We start from the raw sequence: 18,422 nt of genomic DNA, 5'->3' as shown, positions 1-18,422 counted from the left end.
CCGCCGTCTACACTAGCCGCCTTGCCATGTCCTGACGGCATCGATCGGCCAGACCAGCATCAGCACGTTGAGCGTCAGATTGTCGCGGATGAGGGCCAGCGTGCCCAGTTCGAACACTATCCCCAGCGCAATCGTCGCCCAGGCCGGCAGCCGCGAGGCGAGCCAGAAGCCGAACGCCATCCAGCCGATATCGGACAGCGAATTGACGATGCTGTCCCCCGAATAGCCGAGCGCGATCGTCGCCTCGCGATAGCGGTTGATGATGATCGGCGAGTTTTCGAGGATTTCCCAGAACCCCTCGATCGCGGCTGCCATCGGCAGCGCCCAGCGCCGTGCCTCGCCCCGCAGCAGGAAATGCGCGGCGGCGTAGAACAGGAAGCCGTGGATGATGTGGCTGAAGCTGTACCAGTCGGCGATGTGCTGGCTGTTCTCGCTCGACTGGACGTTGCCGTGCCACAGCTTGATCGTGCCGCACGGGCAGATCGGCGGGCGGTCCATCGCCAGCAATATGCCGGCCACGGCCAGCCCGACGAGCAGGGCCGCGATCGCTGCGCCGCGCGGGATCCGCAGCGGCGGACGCAGCGCGCTCAGGACACGGGTCCCGCGACCAGGTCGATGCAATCACGAGCCACGCGCTCGAGCTCTTCGCGCGGCGCGCCGCCTCGCGCCCGCACGCTGAGCGAGTGGAGCACCGAGGCGACGAGACGGCCGTGCGCCTCGGGCGTGGGGCTGCCCGCGGCGGCGAGCAGTTCGGCGATGCGATTGTCCTCGACCGCGAGAAAGGCCGTCACTTTCTCGCGGACCTGCGGATCGGACGCGGCCTGGGTCGCCGCGGTGTTGATGATCAGGCAGCCCTCGGGGCCGTCGCTGCCGGTGAGATACAGCCCGATGCTGCCGATCAGGATGCGCTCGACCAGTTCGCGCAACGGCAGCTTCGCTTCGCCGAGCCGCTGGAACTGCCGCTCGACCCGGGCGGTAAGCCGATCGATCGCGGCGATATACAATGCGCGCTTGTCGCCGAACGCGGCGGCAAGGCTCGGGCGCGCCAGCCCGGTCGCCGCGGACAGATCGTCGAGCGATGTCCCGGCGAACCCGAAAGTGCGGAAGCGCTCGGTGGCGCGTCCCAGCGCCTCGTCGGGATCGAAGCTGCGCGGGCGGCCGCGGACCTTGGTCGACATTTTTATGCGAACCCGCAAATAATCTCTTGACCCGTCTATTTCTATGCGAGATTGTACAGAAATCAAGGGAGACCGGCCATGAAGCTCTATTTTCGCCCCTTCGCCTGCTCGCTCGCCGCGCGGATCGCGCTCGAGGAGGCCGAGCTGGATGCCGAATTCGTCGCCGTGCCCGCGGATGGACGGCTGCCCGACGGCCGCCATTTCAGCCAGATCAGCCCGATGGGCTATGTCCCCGCGATCGAGACGCGCGGCGGCTTCGTCCTCACCGAAGGCCCCGCGGTGCTCACTTACATTGCCGAGCTGGCGCCTGAAGGATCGCTCAGCTTCACCGGCTTTTCGGACGCGCATTACCGCATGCTCGCCTGGCTCAACTTCATCAGCACCGAACTGCACAAGGCCGTGTTCATCCCGCTGCTCGGAAAGACCGCCGGGCCTGAGGAGCGCGCCGCCGCACTGGCGCGCGTCGCCAAGCCGTTCGGGGTGCTGTCGCGGCATCTGGAGGGAAAGGCGTTTCTCGAAGACCGCTTCACTGTCGCCGATGCCTATCTGCTGAGCGTGCTCAATTGGTGCGAGCATTCGGGCGTGGCGATCGCCGACTGGCCGGTGCTGCTCGACTATCGCACCCGGCTGCGCACGCGGCCGTCGGTGGCGCGCGCGATGGCCGAGGAATGGCCGTTGCTCAAGGCCGCCTGAGACAAGCTCCGGGGGCGAGCCGCATCGCTCCGCTCCCGCCACACCTGCCCTCTCCGGCGCGAGCCGGGGAGGGTTTTTGTTGGAACGCCCCTTCCCCTTCGGCTAGGCCGAGGCGATGTCGGCCACGATCAGCTGCGATCTCGCCATCGTCGGCGGCGGACTTGCCGGAGGGCTGATCGCACGCGCCGTGCATGCCCGGCACCCGGCGGCCGAGCTGCGGCTGATCGAGGCCTCCTCCCATATCGGCGGCAATCATCTCTGGTCGTTCTTCGCCAGTGACATCGCCCCCGCCGATCGCTGGCTGGTCTCGCCGCTGATCAGCCATCAATGGACGCGCTACGACGTCGCCTTCCCGGCATATGCCCGCACGCTGAAATCGCCCTACCACTCGATCGACTCCCGCCATTTCGAACGCGTGGTGCTGAGCGAATTGCCCGATCGCGCCGCGATGCTCGGCCGAAAAGTGCTGGCGGCGAGCAGCACCGAAGTAATGCTCGCCGACGGCGACCGGGTCGAGGCGAAGGGTGTGATCGACTGCCGCGGCGCCGGCGATCTCGCGACGCTCGAACTCGGCTGGCAGAAATTCCTCGGCCGCGAGCTCGTCCTGCATGGGCCCCCCGCGCTCGAACGACCGGTGGTGATGGATGCGACGGTCGAGCAGATCGACGGCTATCGCTTCGCATATTGCCTGCCCTTCACCCCCGATCGCGTGTTCGTCGAGGACACCTATTACAGCGACACTCCCGATATCGACGCCGCGGCGCTCGGCGATCGGGTCCACGCTTATGCCGCCGCGCAAGGCTGGCAGGTCGACAAGGTCGCGCGCGAGGAAACGGGCGTGCTTCCGGTCGCGATCGGCGGGGATTTCGAAGCCTATTGGCGATCGAGTGGCGGCAATGTCGCCAAAGCCGGCGTGCGCGCCGGCCTCTTTCATCCGCTGACCAGCTATTCGCTGCCCGATGCGGTGCGCACCGCGGCGCTGGTCGCCAATGCCGGTATTTTCGACGGGCAGGCATTGCACGATTTCCTCCACGATCACGCGCGGCGCCTGTGGCGAAGCCGCCGTTTCTATCGGATGCTGGCGGCGATGCTGTTCCGCGCGGCCGAGCCCGCGGAACGCTATCGGATCCTCGAACGCTTCTATCGACTGGACGAAGGACTGATCGGCCGCTTCTATGCAGCCGAATCCAACCTGGGCGACAAGATCCGGGTGATGACGGGCAAGCCGCCGGTGCCGATCGGCCGGGCGGCGCGCGCGATAATGGGGGTCGAATGAAGAAAGCGGCAGTGATCGGCGCAGGAATCGGCGGGCTCGCGCTCGCGATCCGGCTGCAATCGGCGGGCGTGGACACCACGATCCTCGAGGCGCGCGACAAGCCCGGCGGGCGCGCCTATTTCTGGGAGCGCGACGGCTTCACTTTCGACGCCGGACCCACCGTGATCACCGCGCCCGACGCACTGCGCGAATTGTGGCGCATCTCCGGCCACGACATCTCCGAAGACGTGAAGCTGGTGCCGGTATCGCCTTTCTATCGCCTGTCCTGGCCCGATGGCGTCGCGTTCGACTATTCGGGCGACGATGCCCAATTGGGCGCGGAGATCGCCCGGCTCAGTCCCGAGGACGTCGCCGGCTATCGCCGTTTCCTCAAATATTCCGAAGGCGTCTATCGCGAAGGTTACGAGAAGCTCGGCCATGTCGCGTTCCTCGATTTCGGCTCGATGGTCCGCGCCGCCCCGGCGCTGATGAAATATCAGGCGTGGCGCTCGGTCTATTCGATGGTGTCGCATTACGTGAAGAACGAGAAACTGCGCCAGGCGCTGAGCTTCCATACCCTGCTGGTCGGCGGCAATCCGATGACGACGAGCGCGATCTATGCACTGATCCACAAGCTCGAGCGCGACGGCGGCGTGTGGTTCGCGCAAGGCGGCACCAACCGGCTGGTCGCCGGAATGGTCCGCCATTTCGAGCGGCTGGGGGGCGTGGTGCGGCTCGGCGACGCAGTGTCGGCGATCCACACGCTGGGCGATCGCGTGACCGGCCTGCGCGCCGAAAGCGGCTTCGAGCTCGTAGTCGACGCAGTCGCGAGCAACGCCGACATCGTTCACAGCTATCGCAACTTGCTCAAGGATTCGCGCAGCGCCCAGCGCACCGCTTCCAGCCTCGAGCAGAAGCGCTTCTCGCCTTCTCTGTTCCTCGTCCATTTCGGGTTGCGCGGCAGCTTCCCGGAGATCCCGCACCATTCGATCCTGTTCGGCCCGCGCTATCAGGGGCTGCTCGAGGACATTTACGATCATGGCGTGCTGAGCGAGGATTTCTCGCTCTATCTCCATCACCCGAGCGCGACCGACCCCGGCATGGCGCCGGAGGGGCATTCGACCTTTTATGCGCTTGCGCCGGTGCCGCATCTGGGCAAGTTCCCCGCCGACTGGAGCGAAGTCGGCCCGGTGCTCGAAGAGCGCATCCTCGCCGAAATCGCCCGACGGCTGATCCCCGACCTCAAGGACCGCATCGTGACGAAATTCTCCTACGCGCCCCCCGATTTCGCGACCGACCTCAAGGCGCATCTCGGCTCGGCATTCAGCCTCGAGCCGATCCTCACCCAGAGCGCGTATTTCCGCGCGCACAATCGCGACGCTTCGATCTCGAACCTCTATTTCGTCGGCGCGGGCACGCATCCGGGTGCCGGGATCCCCGGCGTCGTCGGGAGCGCCGAGGCCACCGCCACGCTGATGCTGGGAGACGGCCGATGAAGCGGCTCGCGGTCTATTGCGGATCGGCCTCTCCCGCCGATCCCGTCTACGTGGAATCCGCCCGCCATGTCGGGCGCAGCCTTGCCGAGCGCGGCATCGGCGTCGTCTATGGTGGGGGCAAATTGGGGCTGATGGGCGCGGTCGCCGATTCGGCGCTCGAGGCCGGCGGCGAAGTGATCGGGGTGATCCCGCAGGCATTGGTCAATGCCGAGGTCGCGCATCGCGGGCTCACCGAGCTCCACATCGTCCAGACGATGCACGAGCGCAAAGCCCTGTTCACCGATCTCGCCGACGGCTTCGTCAATTTGCCCGGCGGCACCGGCACGATGGACGAATTGTGGGAGGCACTCAGCTGGGCCCAGCTCGGCTACCATGCCGATCCCATCGGACTGCTCAACGTTGCCGGCTATTACGACAAGCTGATCGATTTCTGGGAGCATATGGGACAGGTCGGCTTCGTGCGGCCGCAGCACCAGGGGCTGCTGCTGGTCGATAGCGACCTCGCCGGGCTGCTCGACAAGATGGCGAATTTCGAGCCGGCCGTGCCGATCATCCGCATGGCGAGCGAAGAGCTGTGACACCTGCCCGCGACGCGATCGTCGCGACCGCGGGCGAATCGATCGCGCGGGGCTCGAAGAGTTTCGCCGCGGCCAGCCGGTTGTTCGACCGCGCGACGCGCGAACGGACCTGGCTGCTCTACGCCTGGTGTCGCGCGTGCGACGACCTCGCGGACGGCCAGGACCATGGCCATGCCATGGCGACGATCGCCGACCCTGCCGAACGGCTCGAAGCGATCCGGGAACGCACCGCTGCGGCGCTGGAGGGCCGATGGGTCGGCGATCCCGCCTTCGACGCCCTCCGCATCGTGGTCGCCGAGACCGTCATGCCGCACGGGCTGGTCCGGGATGTCGTCGAGGGTTTCGCGCTCGATGCCGCCGGCTGGGCGCCGGCGACCGAGGCCGACCTGATGCGCTATTGCTATCATGTCGCCGGCGCGGTCGGCTGCATGATGGCGGTGGTGATGGGGATCGCACCGACCGACGAGGAAAGGCTGGATCGCGCCTGCGAACTGGGGATCGCCTTCCAGCTCGCCAACATCGCGCGGGATATCGGCGAGGATGCCGCCGCAGGCCGTTGCTACTTGCCCGCCGATTGGCTCGCCGAGGCCGGGATCGCGCGTGACGCCGTGATGGCCGATCGAACGGCGCTTGCCGGTCTTGCACAGCGCCTTACCGGGCGGGCAGGCGAGTATGAGGCGCGCGCACGTCTCGGTGCCGCGGCCCTGCCGTTTCGCTCCGCCTGGGCGGTGCTCGCGGCCGCCGGCATCTATGGCGACATCGCCCGCCGGGTAGAGGCGCTGGGCGAATCCGCCTGGGACACGCGCGTCACGGTGCCGGCCGGCGCCAAGCTCCTGTGGATCGCACGCGCGTTCGGGCAGGCCTGGGGCCGCAAAAGGCGCGCCCCGGATCCGAGTTTCGCAACCCCAATTTGGTCAAGACCGCGTCAACCAAAAAGCGAAAGCTTTTCCTAAGCAGGCCGGCGCCAAGCGATGGAGATGACCATGCTTTCGTTCCAGCTGTCGCGCGCATTGGCGCAGGGGCGAGCCGCATCGGAGCGGCCGGAGAACCGTGCCGCGCTGCTGGTGACGCTATTGCGCAAGCGGGCCGCCGCCTACAATGCCGGCGCGCACGATCTCGAAGCGCTGCTGCGCGACCAGATCCGCTGGGCACTGCCGATCGAACGCGAACGCTAAAGTCGGATTCACCGCGTTCGAAGCTGTTCCCCGGCGAAGGCCGGGGAACACAAATGGCTGGATCAATCTCTGGTCCGGCACAGCCCACGTTCCGGCGAAACGTTGCATCGCGGCGCCCGACGCCCCAAATCGCGACGTGATGCCTCCGCAAGTTCCTGATTCCGCGCCCGAGCGGCCGCTGCTCGCGACGATGCGGCGCTTTCTGCCCTATCTGTGGCCAAAGGACTCGCCCGGGCTTCGTGCGCGGATCGTGATTTCGCTGGTCCTCGTCGTGATCTCCAAGCTCGTCCAGGTCTATGGCGCGCCGTTCGCGCTACAGGGCGCGATCGACCGGATGGCGAGCGGGTCGCGCGACGCGGTCTGGCTGGTGACCGCTCTGGTGGTCGGCTATGCCGCCGCCCGGCTGGGCGCCGTGCTGTTCGACAATCTGCGCAACGCGGTGTTCGAGAAGGTGGGTCAGGACGCGACGCGGCGGCTCGCGTCGGACGTGTTCGCGCATCTTCACCGCCTCTCGCTGCGCTTCCACCTCGAGCGCCGGACCGGCGCGATCACCAAGGTGGTCGAGCGCGGCACCAAGAGCATCGATACGATGCTCTATTTCCTGCTGTTCAACATCGCGCCGACGATCCTCGAACTGGCCTTGGTGCTCGGCATCTTCTGGACGCGCTTCGGCGTGTGGCTGGTGGTGGGCACGCTGGTGATGGTGGTCGTCTATATCGCCTTCACGCGCTGGGTGACCGACTGGCGCTCGAAGCTGCGCGAGCAGATGAACGACCTCGACACCGGCGCGGTCGCGCACGCGGTCGATTCGCTGCTCAATTTCGAGACGGTGAAGTATTTCAACGCCGAGGCACGCGAGTCCGCGCGCTACAATCGCGCGATGGCGTCGTACATGAAGGCGGCGGTCACATCCGAGAACTCGCTCGCCTGGCTCAATATCGGCCAGGCGCTTATCACCAACGCCATGCTCGGCGCGGGGATGGCGCTGATCGTCTTTGGCTGGAGCTCGGGCAAGTTCACCGCCGGCGACGTGGTCCTCGTCTCGACTCTGCTCAGCCAGCTCTTCCGCCCGCTCGACATGCTCGGCTGGGTCTATCGAACGATCCGTCAGGGCGTGATCGACATGGGGGCCATGTTCGACCTGATCGACACCCGGACCGAGATCGCCGACGCGCCGAATGCCGTGCCGCTGAACGTGGCGCGCGGCCATGTCCGTTTCGAGAATGTCGAGTTCGGCTATGATCCCGACCGCGAGATCCTGAAGGGCATCGATCTCGATATCCCGGCGGGTGCGACGGTGGCGGTGGTGGGGCCCTCCGGCGCGGGCAAGTCGACGCTCGCGCGGCTGATGTACCGTTTCTACGACGTCACCGGCGGCCGGATCACGATCGACGGACAGGACATCCGCGACGTGACGCAGACCAGCCTGCGCGCCGCGATCGGCATCGTCCCGCAGGACACGGTGCTGTTCAACGACACGATCGGCTACAACATCGCTTATGGCCGCGAAGGCGCCGGCCCCGACGAGATCGCGAATGCGGCGCGCGGTGCTGCGATCGCCGGCTTCATCCAGTCGCTCCCGGAAGGCTTCGACACGCGCGTCGGCGAGCGCGGATTGAAGCTGTCGGGCGGCGAGAAGCAGCGCGTCGCGATCGCGCGGACCCTGGTCAAGAACCCGCCGATCCTGATCCTCGACGAAGCGACCAGCGCGCTCGACAGCCGCACCGAGGCCGATATCCAGGCGACGCTGGAGGCGATCGAGCGCGGCCGCACCACGATCGTCATCGCGCACCGCCTGTCGACCGTGGTCCATGCCGATCGCATCGTCGTGCTCGAAGCCGGACGCGTCGCCGAGCAGGGCACGCATGCCGAGCTGCTCCGCCAGGGTGGCCTCTATGCCGAGATGTGGACCCGCCAGGCGCAGGAGCGCGAGGAAGGCGAGGAACTGGCGGCGGAGTAGGTGGTCTAGGACCCATATTCATTAGGCGTCATCCCCGCGAAAGCGGGGACCCATCTCCGGCAGTTTCCACAAGCGTGCCGGTGCATTTTGCCGCTCGCTCAGGAGATGGGTCCCCGCCTTCGCAGGGATGACGAATTGGGGGGTGGCCCGTTACTCAGCCCCGACCAGCAAATCCTGCCACTCAGGATGCTTCGCGATATAAGCCGCGACGAACGGGCATTGCGCACGCACCTTCAACCCGCGGCTGCGCACATCGCTGAGCGCGCCGACGATCAGCCGGCTGCCGATGCCCATTCCCTGCAGCGCCGGTGACACCACCGTGTGGGTGAACGTGATCACCTCGCCGTCTATTTCATAGGCCGAGAAGGCGAGATGGCCCTGCTCGACCAATTCATAGCGGCTGCGTTCTTCGTTGTTGCGTACGTCGGACATGCCTAGGCTCTAGCCCGGCGCGGCGGGAGAGGAAAGCGATGCTCATACCTTTGGGAGTGCTCGGGACATTCGTGCTCGGGCTCGCCGGCTGGTCGGCCTATGTCGGGCGCAAGGCCGAGGAGATGGTGCCTGCCGAGGGCAAGTTCGCCGAAGTGCCCGGCGCGCGGCTCCATTATGTCGAGCTCAACCCCGATGCCGGGGGCCCCGCGATCGTGATGGTCCACGGCCTGATGGGGCAGCTCCGCAACTTCTCGCATTCACTCGCCGGCCAGCTCGCCGCCGATCATCGCATCATCCTCGTCGATCGGCCGGGCTGGGGACATTCGTCGCTCGAGGGCGCGCGGCCCGGCATCGTCGCGCAGGCGAAGATGATCGCGGCGCTGATCGAACAGCTCGCGCTCGATAAGCCGCTGTTGGTCGGCCATTCGCTGGGCGGCGCGGTGAGCCTCGCGCTCGCGCTCGATCGGCCCGATCTGGTCCGCGGTCTCGCGCTGATCGCGCCGCTCAGCCAGGTCGTCGAGACTGCGCCCGCGCCGTTCAGGGGCCTGCTAGCGCCGCCGGTGCTGCGTCCGGTGCTGGCCTGGACGGTGGCAGTGCCGGTCGGACTGCGCAACGGCCCCCGCACTGCGGCCGCGATCTTCGCCCCCGATCCCGTTCCTGCCGACTTCGCTCTGGCCGGCGGCGGCGCGCTGGCGGTGCGGCCGAAGAGCTATATGGCGGGATCGTTCGAGCTCCGCACCGTGCCGACCGAAATGGCGGCACTCACTGCACGCTATGGCGAAATGCGTGTGCCGGTGGCGATCCTCTATGGCCGCAGCGACGCGGTGCTCGATCCCGGCCTCAACGGCGAACGCACCGCCACCGAGATTCCCGGCGCGACGATCGAGCTGATCGACGGCGGCCATATGCTGCCGGTGACGCACCCGGCAGAAACCGAGGCGTGGCTGCGGCGCGTGCTGCCGACCTAGCCGACTTCGGCAGGCTGGGTCGTCCAGCCCAGCCGCGGGATCGTGATCGAGCGCTTGCCGGCCAGATCGACGCGCGTGACGAACAACTCCTTGCTCTCGATATAGGTGAGCAGTCGGCGGACGCGGCCGAGCGAGCTGGTACCATAAGTCGCGGCGAGTTCGGTGTCGCTCGGGCAGGGCAGCCCTTCGCGCGCGGCGCGGGCGACGAGCAGGAAGGGCCCGAGCATGTCGTCGGGAAGTGCGCGCGCGGCATCGAGCGCCTGTGCCCAGTCCGCATCGGGATCGCCGTGAATGCCCGCGCGCGCCGCCGAGAGCCGGCGCACGAACCCGGAGAGATCGAGCGGCGGACGCGCCAGCCCGACCATCCGGCAGCGCACGAGGAAATCCTGATAGAGCACCGAAGGCGAGCGATAGGTCGATTCGGCATCCTCGACGATGTCGCGCAGTACGTCCGCGATGCGCTCGGCGGCTTCCTCTGGGGGCACGTCAGGCGCAGCCTCGACCGGCGTCGGCGTCGCGCGGGCGAGCGCTTCGATCAGCCGTTCGGACGGGACCGGTACCGGGGCCGCCGGTGCGGGCGGGCTCCAGCTCGGTTCCGCGGGGGCGAGCAGCAAATCCCTGAAATCCTCCGCCGGCGCCTGCGGCAGCGGCGTCAGCTTGGGGCTGGAGCTGCGCGCACTGGTCTCGACCGCGCCGATCTGGATCGCCACCGGCCGCCGCGCCACTGCCGGCCCGAGCGCGAGGAAATGGCCACGCTGCAAGTCGCGGATCGCCTCGGCCTGGCGGCGCTCCATGCCGAGCAGATCGGCGGCACGCGCCATGTCGATGTCGAGGAAGGTCCGCCCCATCAGGAAGTTCGAGGCCTCGGCCGCGACATTCTTGGCGAGCTTGGCGAGCCGCTGGGTGGCGATCACGCCGGCGAGTCCGCGCTTGCGGCCGCGGCACATCAAATTGGTCATCGCCGAGAGCGAGGCGCGGCGCACGTCCTCGGCCACTTCGCCGCCGCCGGCCGGCGCGAAAAGCTGCGCCTCGTCGACCACCACCAATGCCGGATACCAATGTTCGCGCGGCGCATCGAACAGTCCGTTCAGGAACGCGGCGGCGCATTTCATCTGGCCCTCGGCCTCGAGTCCCTCGAGGCTGAGCACCACCGACGCGCGATGCTCCCGGATGCGCGTCGCGAACCGGGCGACGTCGCGCTCGCTATGCTCCGAAGCCTCGATCGCGATATGGCCGTAGCGGTCACCCAGCGTGACGAAATCGCCTTCGGGATCGATCACAACCTGCTGGACCTGCCCGGCGGATTGCTCGAGCAGGCGGCGCAGCAAATGCGACTTGCCCGACCCCGAATTGCCCTGGACGAGCAGGCGCGTGGCCAGGAGCTCCTCGAGATCCATCGACACGGCCGCCCCGCCCGTGTCCTTCCCCATTTCCACGCGAACCGTCATTCGCCTGCCGCTTTGGCGGATGGCGCCCCCGGCAGGCAAGGCCCCGTGTGGGCGGTTCGGCGCATTGCTGTGGACGGAACTTGCCCGTTGCGGCGCGCCGGGGGATAGGGGCGGCGTGACCGACCCGCTCGACATCCTCCACAAGACGTTCGGCTTTCCCGATTTCCGCGGCGTGCAGCGCCAGGTGGTCGATCGCGTGATGGCGGGCGCCAACACGCTGGCAGTGATGCCGACGGGCGCGGGCAAGTCGCTCTGCTATCAGGTGCCGAGCCTTGCGCTCGACGGGACCTGCGTGGTCGTCTCGCCGCTGATCGCCTTGATGCACGACCAGCTTCGCGCCGCAGAAGCGGTGGGCATCCGCGCGGCGACGCTTACTTCGGTCGACGAGAATCGCGAAGAGACGATCCAGCGGTTCCGCGCGGGCGATCTCGACTTGCTCTATGTCGCGCCCGAACGCGCCTCGGGCGAAGGGTTCCGCAACCTGCTGGGGCAGGCGAAGCTCTCATTGTTCGCGATCGACGAGGCGCATTGCGTCTCCGAATGGGGGCATGATTTCCGCCCCGATTACCGGCTGTTGCGGCCGCTGCTCGACCGGTTCGGCGACGTCCCGCGGCTGGCGCTGACCGCCACCGCCGACGCGCATACCCGCGCCGACATCCTCGAGCAGCTCGGCATCCCGCAGGACGGGCTGATCATCGCCGGATTCGACCGGCCCAATATCCGCTACACGATCGTCCCGCGCGAGAACACGACGCGCCAGATCGTCGACCTGATCGCCGAGCAACCGGGCCCGGGCATCGTCTATGCCCAGACCCGCGCCGGCGTGGACAAGCTCGCCGGCAAGCTCGCCGAGACCGGGCGCAGCGTGCTGCCTTATCATGCCGGCCTCGATCCCTCGATCCGCCGCCGCAACCAGGCGGCGTTCGTGGCGAGCGAGGACATGGTGATCGTCGCCACCGTCGCGTTCGGGATGGGGATCGACAAGCCCGATGTCCGCTTCGTCGCGCATGCCGGGCTGCCCAAGTCGATCGAGGCCTATTACCAGGAAACCGGGCGCGCGGGCCGCGACGGCGATCCGGCGGTCGCGCATCTCTTCTGGGGCGCCGACGATTTCGCCCGCGCCCGCCAGCGGATCGGCGAAGTCGAGCCCGGACGGCAGACGGGCGAGCGCGCACGGCTCTCTGCGCTCGGCGCGCTGGTCGAGACCGCCGGCTGCCGGCGGCGGATCCTGCTCCGCCATTTCGGCGAGGACGCGCCGGAGAATTGCGGCAATTGCGACAATTGCCTGAGCCCGCCCGCGGCGATCGACGCCAGCGTCACAGCGCAGAAATTCCTCTCGGCGGTGTTCCGCACCGGCATGATGTTCGGCGTCGGCTATATCGAGAGCGTGCTGCTCGGCCAGTCGAGCGAGCGCAGCCTGATGAACGGGCACGAGAAACTCTCGGTGTTCGGTATCGTCGACGGCGAGGAAGCGGCATTGCTCAAGCCCGTGGCACGCGCGCTGCTGCTGCGCGACGCGCTGCGGGCCAATGCCCATGGCGGGCTCGAATTCGGCCCCGGCGCCAAGCCGATCCTCAAGGGCGAAGTCGAGGTCAAGCTCGTCCTCCCGCCCAAGCGCGAGCGGCGGTCGCGCGGGCGGGCGGCAAGCGGCGGCGTCAATCCGATCGGCAATCCGTTGTTCGAGGCCTTGCGCGCCAAGCGCCGCGAGATCGCGATGGAGGCGGGCCTGCCGCCTTATGTGATCTTCCACGATTCGGTGCTGCGCGACATGGCGATGCTCCGGCCCGGGACGCTGGATGCGCTCGGCCAGCTTTCGGGCGTTGGCGCGCGCAAGCTCGAAGCCTATGGATCGGTATTCCTGCAAGTAATTCGCGAGGCGGCATGATCCGGAAGATCGACGAGCAGATATCGGTGGCACCGCAGATCGCGCCCGAGGACGTGGCCGGCTTCGCCGATGCCGGGTTCAAGGCGATCGTCAACAATCGCCCCGAAGGCGAGGAACTCGGCCAGCCGACCGGCGACGCGGTCCGCGCCGCGGCCGAAGCCGCGGGGCTCGCTTATGCGGAGATCCCGGTCACGCATGCCGGCTTCTCGGCGACGCAGGTCGAGGCGATGGTCAAGGCGCTCGAAGCCGCCGGCGGGCCGGTGCTGGCCTATTGCCGCTCGGGCACGCGTTCGTGCAACCTCTGGGCGCTGGCCGAGGCCAGCCGCGGCGGCGACCCCGACGCGCTTACCGCCAAGGCCGCCGGTGCAGGCTATGACATTTCGGGCATCCGTCCGCTGCTCGACGCGCTTTCCGGCCGCGCATGAACTGGATGCAGCTCGGCGGCTCGGTCGCCGCCGTCCTGGTGCTGGTCCTGATCTCGTGGCTGCTCAAGCTGGGCGAAAGCCGCATCGCCGATGCCGAAACCGCCAAGCGGATGGCCGAAGATGCATTGAGCGGCTTCGTCGCGCGGGATGCGCTGGTCGGCACCAACGGCGCGGCGGCATTGGTGCTCGGCAATGACGGCATCGCCTTGCTCAAGCGCCACGGCGCCAAGGTCGCCGCACGCCGGCTGGCCCGCCCGCTCTGGCGCCGGCCCTCGCCCGAAGGGGTGACGGTCGAAAGCGGAGAGCGGATGTTCGGCCCGGTGCTGCTCTACGGGGTGCTTCCCGAGGATGTCGACAGGCTGGAAGCGCAACTTACATTGATGTAAGTCCGAGAGCATGACGCTCGCCGATCCCGTGACGCTGGCCATTCCCGCCTTCGTGCTGCTGGTGCTCGCGGAGATGGTGGTCGCGCGGATCAAGGATCGCAGCCGCTACGAACCGCGCGACACGTTGACCTCCCTGGCGCTCGGCACCGGCAGCACCGTCGCCGGCGTGCTTTCGGGCGGCATGGTCTTCGCGCTGGCGACCTGGGTGTGGCAGTTCCGGCTCTTCGAGATCGATTATGCCTGGTACTGGTTCGCCATCGCGTTCGTGCTCGACGATTTCGCTTATTATCTCTTCCACCGCTCGGCGCACCGCATCCGCTGGTTCTGGGCGAGCCATGTCATCCACCATTCGAGCCAACATTATAATCTGTCGACTGCGCTGCGGCAGACCTGGACCGGCTTCTTCAGCCTGGCTTTCCTGTTCCGGCTGCCTTTGTTCCTGATCGGCTTCCCGCCGGCGATGGTCTTCTTCGTCGCGGGGCTCAACCTGATCTACCAGTTCTGGATCCACACCGAAGTGATCGGCCGGATGCCGCGCTGGTTCGAGGCCGTGATGAACACGCCGTCGCACCACCGCGTCCACCACGCGACCAATCCGCGCTATCTCGATCGCAATTATGCCGGGGTGTTCATCGTCTGGGATCGGCTGCTCGGCACGTTCGAGCCCGAGCGCGACGACGACAAGCCGCGCTACGGCATCGTCAAGAATCTCGGCAGCTTCAACATCCTGTGGGCGGCAACCCATGAATGGGTCGGGATCGCGAAGGACGTCTGGCACGCGCCCGACTGGCGTGCCCGGCTCAACTACATGGTCCGGCCGCCGGGGTGGAGCCACGACGGCAGCAGGGACACGTCGGAAACGATAAAGGCGCGCTGGGAAGCAGCGCGCCAGGAGCGGGGGGAAATGTGGAAGAAGCCGATATCGTCGTCATCGGATGCGGATCGGGCGGGAGCGCCGTCGCGGGCCGCCTGAGCGAAGGCGGCAAATACACCGTCGCCGTGCTCGAGGCGGGCGGACGCAATACCGGCCTCAAGACGATCATGCCCGGCATGATGCCGTTCCAGACCGACAAGACCAACTGGCAGTTCGAGACCGTGCCCCAGCCCGGCCTGAATGGCCGGCGCGGCTATCAGCCGCGCGGCAAGGGGCTCGGCGGATCGAGCGCGATCAACGCGATGCTCTACATCCGCGGCCACCGGCAGGATTATGACGAATGGCGCGATCTCGGCTGCACCGGCTGGGGCTGGGACGACGTCCTGCCCTGGTTCCGGACGAGCGAGCACAACACGCGGGGCGCCGATGCCCTGCACGGCAGTGACGGCCCGCTCTGGGTCAGCGACCAGGATTTCGCCCATCCGGGCTCCTGGGCCTTCATCGAGGCGGCGTCGCGGCTGCAGATCCCGGTAAATCCCGACTTCAACGGCGCGCAGCAGGACGGCGTCGGCCTGTATCAGGTGACCCAGAAAGGGGGCGAGCGCTGGACCGCCGCGCGCGCCTATCTGCCCACCGCCGCGCGCGACAATCTGGAGATCGTCTGCGGCGCATTGGTCGATCGCATCCTGTTCACCCATGGCCGCGCCTCGGGCGTCGCCTATCGAAAGGACGGACAGGCGCGCGAAATTCGCGCCCGACGCGCAGTCGTCCTCGCCGCCGGCGCCTTCCAGACTCCGCAATTGCTGATGCTGTCGGGAATCGGCCCGGCTGCGCATCTCGCCGAAATGGGGATCGAGGTGCGGCTCGATCGTCCGGCGGTGGGTTCCGACCTTCAGGACCATATCGACTATGTCGCGGCGTTCGAGACCCAGGGCAGCTTCTTCCTCGGCCGTTCGCCGCTGGGCACGCTCAAGTCGCTTGGCGCGATGGCCCAGTGGCTGTTCACGCGCCGCGGCGGGATGACCTCGCCCTTTGCCGAGGCCGGCGGCTTCCTGCGCACCGAGCTCGCCGGCGGCCGGCCCGACGTCCAGCTCCACTTCCTCATCGCGATCGTCGAGGATCATGGCCGCACCAAGGTGAAGGGGCATGGCTATAGCTGCCACGCCTGCGTGCTCCGCCCCGAGAGCCGCGGCACCGTCCGGCTCCAGTCGCCCGATGCGGCTTCGGCGCCGCTGATCGACCCCGCTTTCCTCTCCGACCAGCGCGACATGGACGTGCTCAAGGCCGGGGTGCGGGCGATGTACCGCATCCTCGATACCCCGCCGCTGGCGGACTATAAGGGCCGCGATCGCTATCCCGTCGACCTGGCCGACGATGCCGCGCTGGAAAGCCTGATCCGCACCCGCGCCGACACTGTCTATCACCCCGTCGGCACCGCGCGGATGGGATCGGACGAAGCCGCGGTCGTCGATCCGCGGCTCAAGGTGCGCGGCGTGGACGGCCTCTACCTCGCCGACGCCTCGGTGATGCCGCGATTGATCGGCGGCAACACCAATGCCCCCAGCATCATGATCGGCGAACGCTGCGCCGCGTTCCTTGCGGAGGAATTGGGTACGTGAACCAAATCTCCCCTCCCTGTAAGGGAGGGGTCGGGGGTGGGTAGAAAAGAGCGGGCTCGATGCCCGGTCTTTTCTTTCTTCAAGGCGCATCGCAGGGCTCGCTGCGCTCGCACCCACCCCCTGCCCCTCCCTTGCAGAGAGGGGAGCAAGGAAGGTCCGCAACTGGGTCGTTAGCGACCACTCCCTTTACAGGTTCACGACCCGGCCCCTCCCGGTCGGACTCGCGCTTGCAATGTAGGATTTCGCCTGCTTGGCTAGCGGTGCGGGGCTGCGTCCCCGCCGCTCTTTGAACTTTGTGATTTGCGACATTCGCGCCGGCGCCGTGCTTGACACGCGTTGGTTGACACAGATGTCAACGCGCTATCGTGTCAACGTGTCAACCAACCTCTTGGTTGACAACCGCATCGAATCTTGCAGCAAGCATTTGTAAATTCAAACAATTCTCCGATTACATCCCGGCTTCTACGTGTCAACCGGCCCGGCGGATGCCCGAACCCGTGTCAACCGCGCGACATGCAAAAAAGAGGGCCGGCGGTTCGAAAACCACCGGCCCAGTCGTCCGCAGGAGGAACTTCGGTTGGGTGCCGCGCTGGCAGGAGAGATGCGCGGCGCCCGATCTCGTCAGTAGTTGTAGGCGCGTTCGCCATGCTCGTTGATGTCGAGCCCTTCGAGCTCGACTTCGCGGCTCGGGCGAAGGCCGATCGTGTACTTGAGTGCAAGGAACAGCACTGCCGACACGCCGCCCGAGAGCAGCAGGGTCACGCCGACAGCCTTGGTCTGGGTGAGCAATTGCGCGCCCATGTCATAGGTGCCCGCGACGGCCGGGATCACGTTGAAGTCCATGAACCCCTGGCCGCCCAGCGCCGGATTGGCGACGATCGCAGTGCCGATCGCGCCGATGATGCCGCCGATGCAGTGGACGCCGAACACGTCGAGCGTATCGTCGTACTTGAGCTTGTTCTTCACCGTGGTGACGAAGAAGAAGCACACGCCCGAAGCGACCGCGCCGAGCACGATCGACGTCATCGGATGCGCGAAGCCTGCCGCCGGCGTGATCGCCACCAGGCCGGCGACGACGCCCGAGGCCGCGCCGAGCAGCGACGGCTTCTTGTGGATGATCTGCTCGATGATCGCCCACATCGCACCTGCGGCAGCGGTTGCCACCATGGTGTTGACGAAGGCGAGCGCGGCGAACTTGTTGGCTTCGAGGTTCGATCCGGCGTTGAAGCCGAACCAGCCCACCCACAGCAGGGCCGCGCCGATCATGGTCATGGTCAGCGAGTGCGGCGGCATCGGGTCGGTCTTGTAGCCGACGCGCTTGCCGATCACGAGGCAGCCGACCAGGCCGGCGATACCCGCATTGATGTGAACGACGGTGCCGCCGGCGAAATCGAGCGCGCCCAGGCCCCAGAGATAGCCGTGATCGTCGGGCAGGCCAGGCTGGAAGTCCGGGCCCGGCCAATACCAGACCATGTGCGCCATCGGGAAATAGACGAGCGTCAGCCATGCCACCACGAAGAGGATCAGCGGGGTGAACTTGATGCGTTCGGCGAACGCACCGACGATCAGCGCCGGGGTGATCATCGCGAAGGTCATCTGGAAGACCAGGAACACGGTCTCGGGCAGATAGACGCCGTTCGAGAAGGTCGCCGCGAACGTGTTCGCGTCGACGCCCTTGAGCAGCACCTTCGAGAAGCCGCCGACGAAGCCGTTGAGGCTGCCGCCGTTGGTGAACGCCATCGAATAGCCCCAGGCGCACCAGACCAGGCCCGCGACGCAGACGATGGTGAGCACCTGCATCAGCACCGACAGCATGTTCTTGGTGCGGACGAGGCCGCCATAAAAGAGCGCGAGGCCCGGGACCGACATCATCAGCACGAATGCCGCCGAGACGAGCATCCAGGCGACGTCGCCCTTGTTGACCATGGCGTCGGTCGGCACGACCGTCGCCGCCGCGGCGGGCGCGGCATCCTGTGCCCAGGCGGGCAAAGCCGCGAACAGGGCGAGACCCGCCCCCGCGGCCAATTTGGTTGCTAGCTTCATCTGGACC

18 protein-coding genes are annotated in these 18,422 nt (G+C 67.2%); 13 read left to right on the top strand and 5 right to left on the bottom strand.

The window, feature by feature from the left end:
* Positions 1–12: 12 nt before the first annotated feature.
* Together ASE13_RS12060 and ASE13_RS12055 are read right to left on the bottom strand one after the other, a co-directional pair.
* On the bottom strand, positions 13–564 hold the full coding sequence (locus ASE13_RS12060; RefSeq protein ID WP_268801304.1) for a DUF2585 domain-containing protein: 552 nt from the start codon (positions 562–564) through the stop codon (positions 13–15).
* Between the two features lie 23 nt (positions 565–587).
* Positions 588–1,178, bottom strand: a complete 591-nt coding sequence (locus ASE13_RS12055; RefSeq protein WP_056615971.1) for a TetR/AcrR family transcriptional regulator — start codon at positions 1,176–1,178, stop codon at positions 588–590.
* Positions 1,179–1,256: 78 nt separating this feature from the next.
* On the opposite strand from ASE13_RS12055, the gene ASE13_RS12050 reads away from it, so the two are divergent.
* The 7 genes from ASE13_RS12050 (at position 1,257) to ASE13_RS12020 (ending at position 8,335) form a co-directional block, all read left to right on the top strand.
* Positions 1,257–1,871: a glutathione binding-like protein gene (locus ASE13_RS12050; RefSeq protein ID WP_056615968.1), complete on the top strand. Its 615-nt coding sequence runs from the start codon at positions 1,257–1,259 to the stop codon at positions 1,869–1,871.
* A gap of 115 nt (positions 1,872–1,986) precedes the next feature.
* Positions 1,987–3,147, top strand: a complete 1,161-nt coding sequence (gene crtY, locus ASE13_RS12045; protein ID WP_056615966.1) for a lycopene beta-cyclase CrtY — start codon at positions 1,987–1,989, stop codon at positions 3,145–3,147.
* Positions 3,144–4,622 carry a phytoene desaturase gene (locus tag ASE13_RS12040; protein ID WP_056615963.1) on the top strand — a complete coding sequence of 493 codons (1,479 nt, stop codon included), beginning with the start codon at positions 3,144–3,146 and terminating at the stop codon, positions 4,620–4,622. The genes crtY and ASE13_RS12040 overlap by 4 nt, the downstream gene beginning before the upstream one ends.
* Entirely contained in the window at positions 4,619–5,200 is a 582-nt protein-coding gene (locus ASE13_RS12035) for a TIGR00730 family Rossman fold protein (RefSeq protein WP_056615960.1), read from the top strand. Before ASE13_RS12040 ends, ASE13_RS12035 begins: the two co-directional genes overlap by 4 nt.
* Positions 5,197–6,153, top strand: a complete 957-nt coding sequence (locus tag ASE13_RS12030; RefSeq protein ID WP_056615957.1) for a phytoene/squalene synthase family protein — start codon at positions 5,197–5,199, stop codon at positions 6,151–6,153. The genes ASE13_RS12035 and ASE13_RS12030 overlap by 4 nt, the downstream gene beginning before the upstream one ends.
* Positions 6,154–6,183: 30 nt before the next feature.
* The gene (locus tag ASE13_RS12025) at positions 6,184–6,375 is read left to right on the top strand and encodes a hypothetical protein (RefSeq protein WP_156404868.1); all 192 of its coding nucleotides are present in this window, start codon (positions 6,184–6,186) and stop codon (positions 6,373–6,375) included.
* Positions 6,376–6,514: 139 nt separating this feature from the next.
* Positions 6,515–8,335: an ABCB family ABC transporter ATP-binding protein/permease gene (locus ASE13_RS12020; protein WP_056615951.1), complete on the top strand. Its 1,821-nt coding sequence runs from the start codon at positions 6,515–6,517 to the stop codon at positions 8,333–8,335.
* A gap of 150 nt (positions 8,336–8,485) precedes the next feature.
* On the opposite strand, the gene ASE13_RS12015 is transcribed toward ASE13_RS12020, so the two are convergent.
* Positions 8,486–8,767: a GNAT family N-acetyltransferase gene (locus tag ASE13_RS12015; RefSeq protein WP_056615948.1), complete on the bottom strand. Its 282-nt coding sequence runs from the start codon at positions 8,765–8,767 to the stop codon at positions 8,486–8,488.
* 38 nt (positions 8,768–8,805) lie between these two features.
* On the opposite strand from ASE13_RS12015, the gene ASE13_RS12010 reads away from it, so the two are divergent.
* Positions 8,806–9,735, top strand: a complete 930-nt coding sequence (locus ASE13_RS12010) for an alpha/beta fold hydrolase (RefSeq protein ID WP_056615946.1) — start codon at positions 8,806–8,808, stop codon at positions 9,733–9,735.
* Here the strand turns inward: ASE13_RS12010 and ASE13_RS12005 are convergent.
* The gene (locus ASE13_RS12005) at positions 9,732–11,183 is read right to left on the bottom strand and encodes an ATP-binding protein (RefSeq protein WP_056615943.1); all 1,452 of its coding nucleotides are present in this window, start codon (positions 11,181–11,183) and stop codon (positions 9,732–9,734) included. The two genes, ASE13_RS12010 and ASE13_RS12005, sit on opposite strands and share 4 nt — an antisense overlap.
* A gap of 115 nt (positions 11,184–11,298) precedes the next feature.
* On the opposite strand from ASE13_RS12005, the gene recQ reads away from it, so the two are divergent.
* The 5 genes from recQ to ASE13_RS11980 are packed head-to-tail and all read left to right on the top strand — an operon-like array spanning position 11,299 to position 16,372.
* Entirely contained in the window at positions 11,299–13,068 is a 1,770-nt protein-coding gene (gene recQ, locus ASE13_RS12000) for a DNA helicase RecQ (protein WP_056615940.1), read from the top strand.
* Positions 13,065–13,493, top strand: a complete 429-nt coding sequence (locus tag ASE13_RS11995; protein ID WP_056615939.1) for a TIGR01244 family sulfur transferase — start codon at positions 13,065–13,067, stop codon at positions 13,491–13,493. The genes recQ and ASE13_RS11995 overlap by 4 nt, the downstream gene beginning before the upstream one ends.
* Positions 13,490–13,879 (top strand): hypothetical protein, encoded by a 390-nt coding sequence (locus ASE13_RS11990; RefSeq protein ID WP_056615936.1) that lies wholly within the window; start codon positions 13,490–13,492, stop codon positions 13,877–13,879. The genes ASE13_RS11995 and ASE13_RS11990 overlap by 4 nt, the downstream gene beginning before the upstream one ends.
* A 10-nt stretch (positions 13,880–13,889) precedes the next feature.
* Positions 13,890–14,852 carry a sterol desaturase family protein gene (locus ASE13_RS11985; RefSeq protein ID WP_056615933.1) on the top strand — a complete coding sequence of 321 codons (963 nt, stop codon included), beginning with the start codon at positions 13,890–13,892 and terminating at the stop codon, positions 14,850–14,852.
* Positions 14,786–16,372 carry a GMC family oxidoreductase gene (locus tag ASE13_RS11980; protein WP_056615930.1) on the top strand — a complete coding sequence of 529 codons (1,587 nt, stop codon included), beginning with the start codon at positions 14,786–14,788 and terminating at the stop codon, positions 16,370–16,372. Before ASE13_RS11985 ends, ASE13_RS11980 begins: the two co-directional genes overlap by 67 nt.
* Positions 16,373–16,993: 621 nt before the next feature.
* Here ASE13_RS11980 and ASE13_RS11975 read toward each other — a convergent pair.
* Positions 16,994–18,415 carry an ammonium transporter gene (locus ASE13_RS11975; RefSeq protein WP_056617708.1) on the bottom strand — a complete coding sequence of 474 codons (1,422 nt, stop codon included), beginning with the start codon at positions 18,413–18,415 and terminating at the stop codon, positions 16,994–16,996.
* Positions 18,416–18,422 lie beyond the last annotated feature (7 nt).

Origin of the sequence: Sphingomonas sp. Root241 (assembly GCF_001428865.1) — a bacterium.
Lineage (GTDB): Bacteria > Pseudomonadota > Alphaproteobacteria > Sphingomonadales > Sphingomonadaceae > Sphingomonas.
The sequence above is the reverse complement of the archived record's forward strand: the minus strand, read 5'-3'. Positions and strand labels throughout refer to the sequence as shown.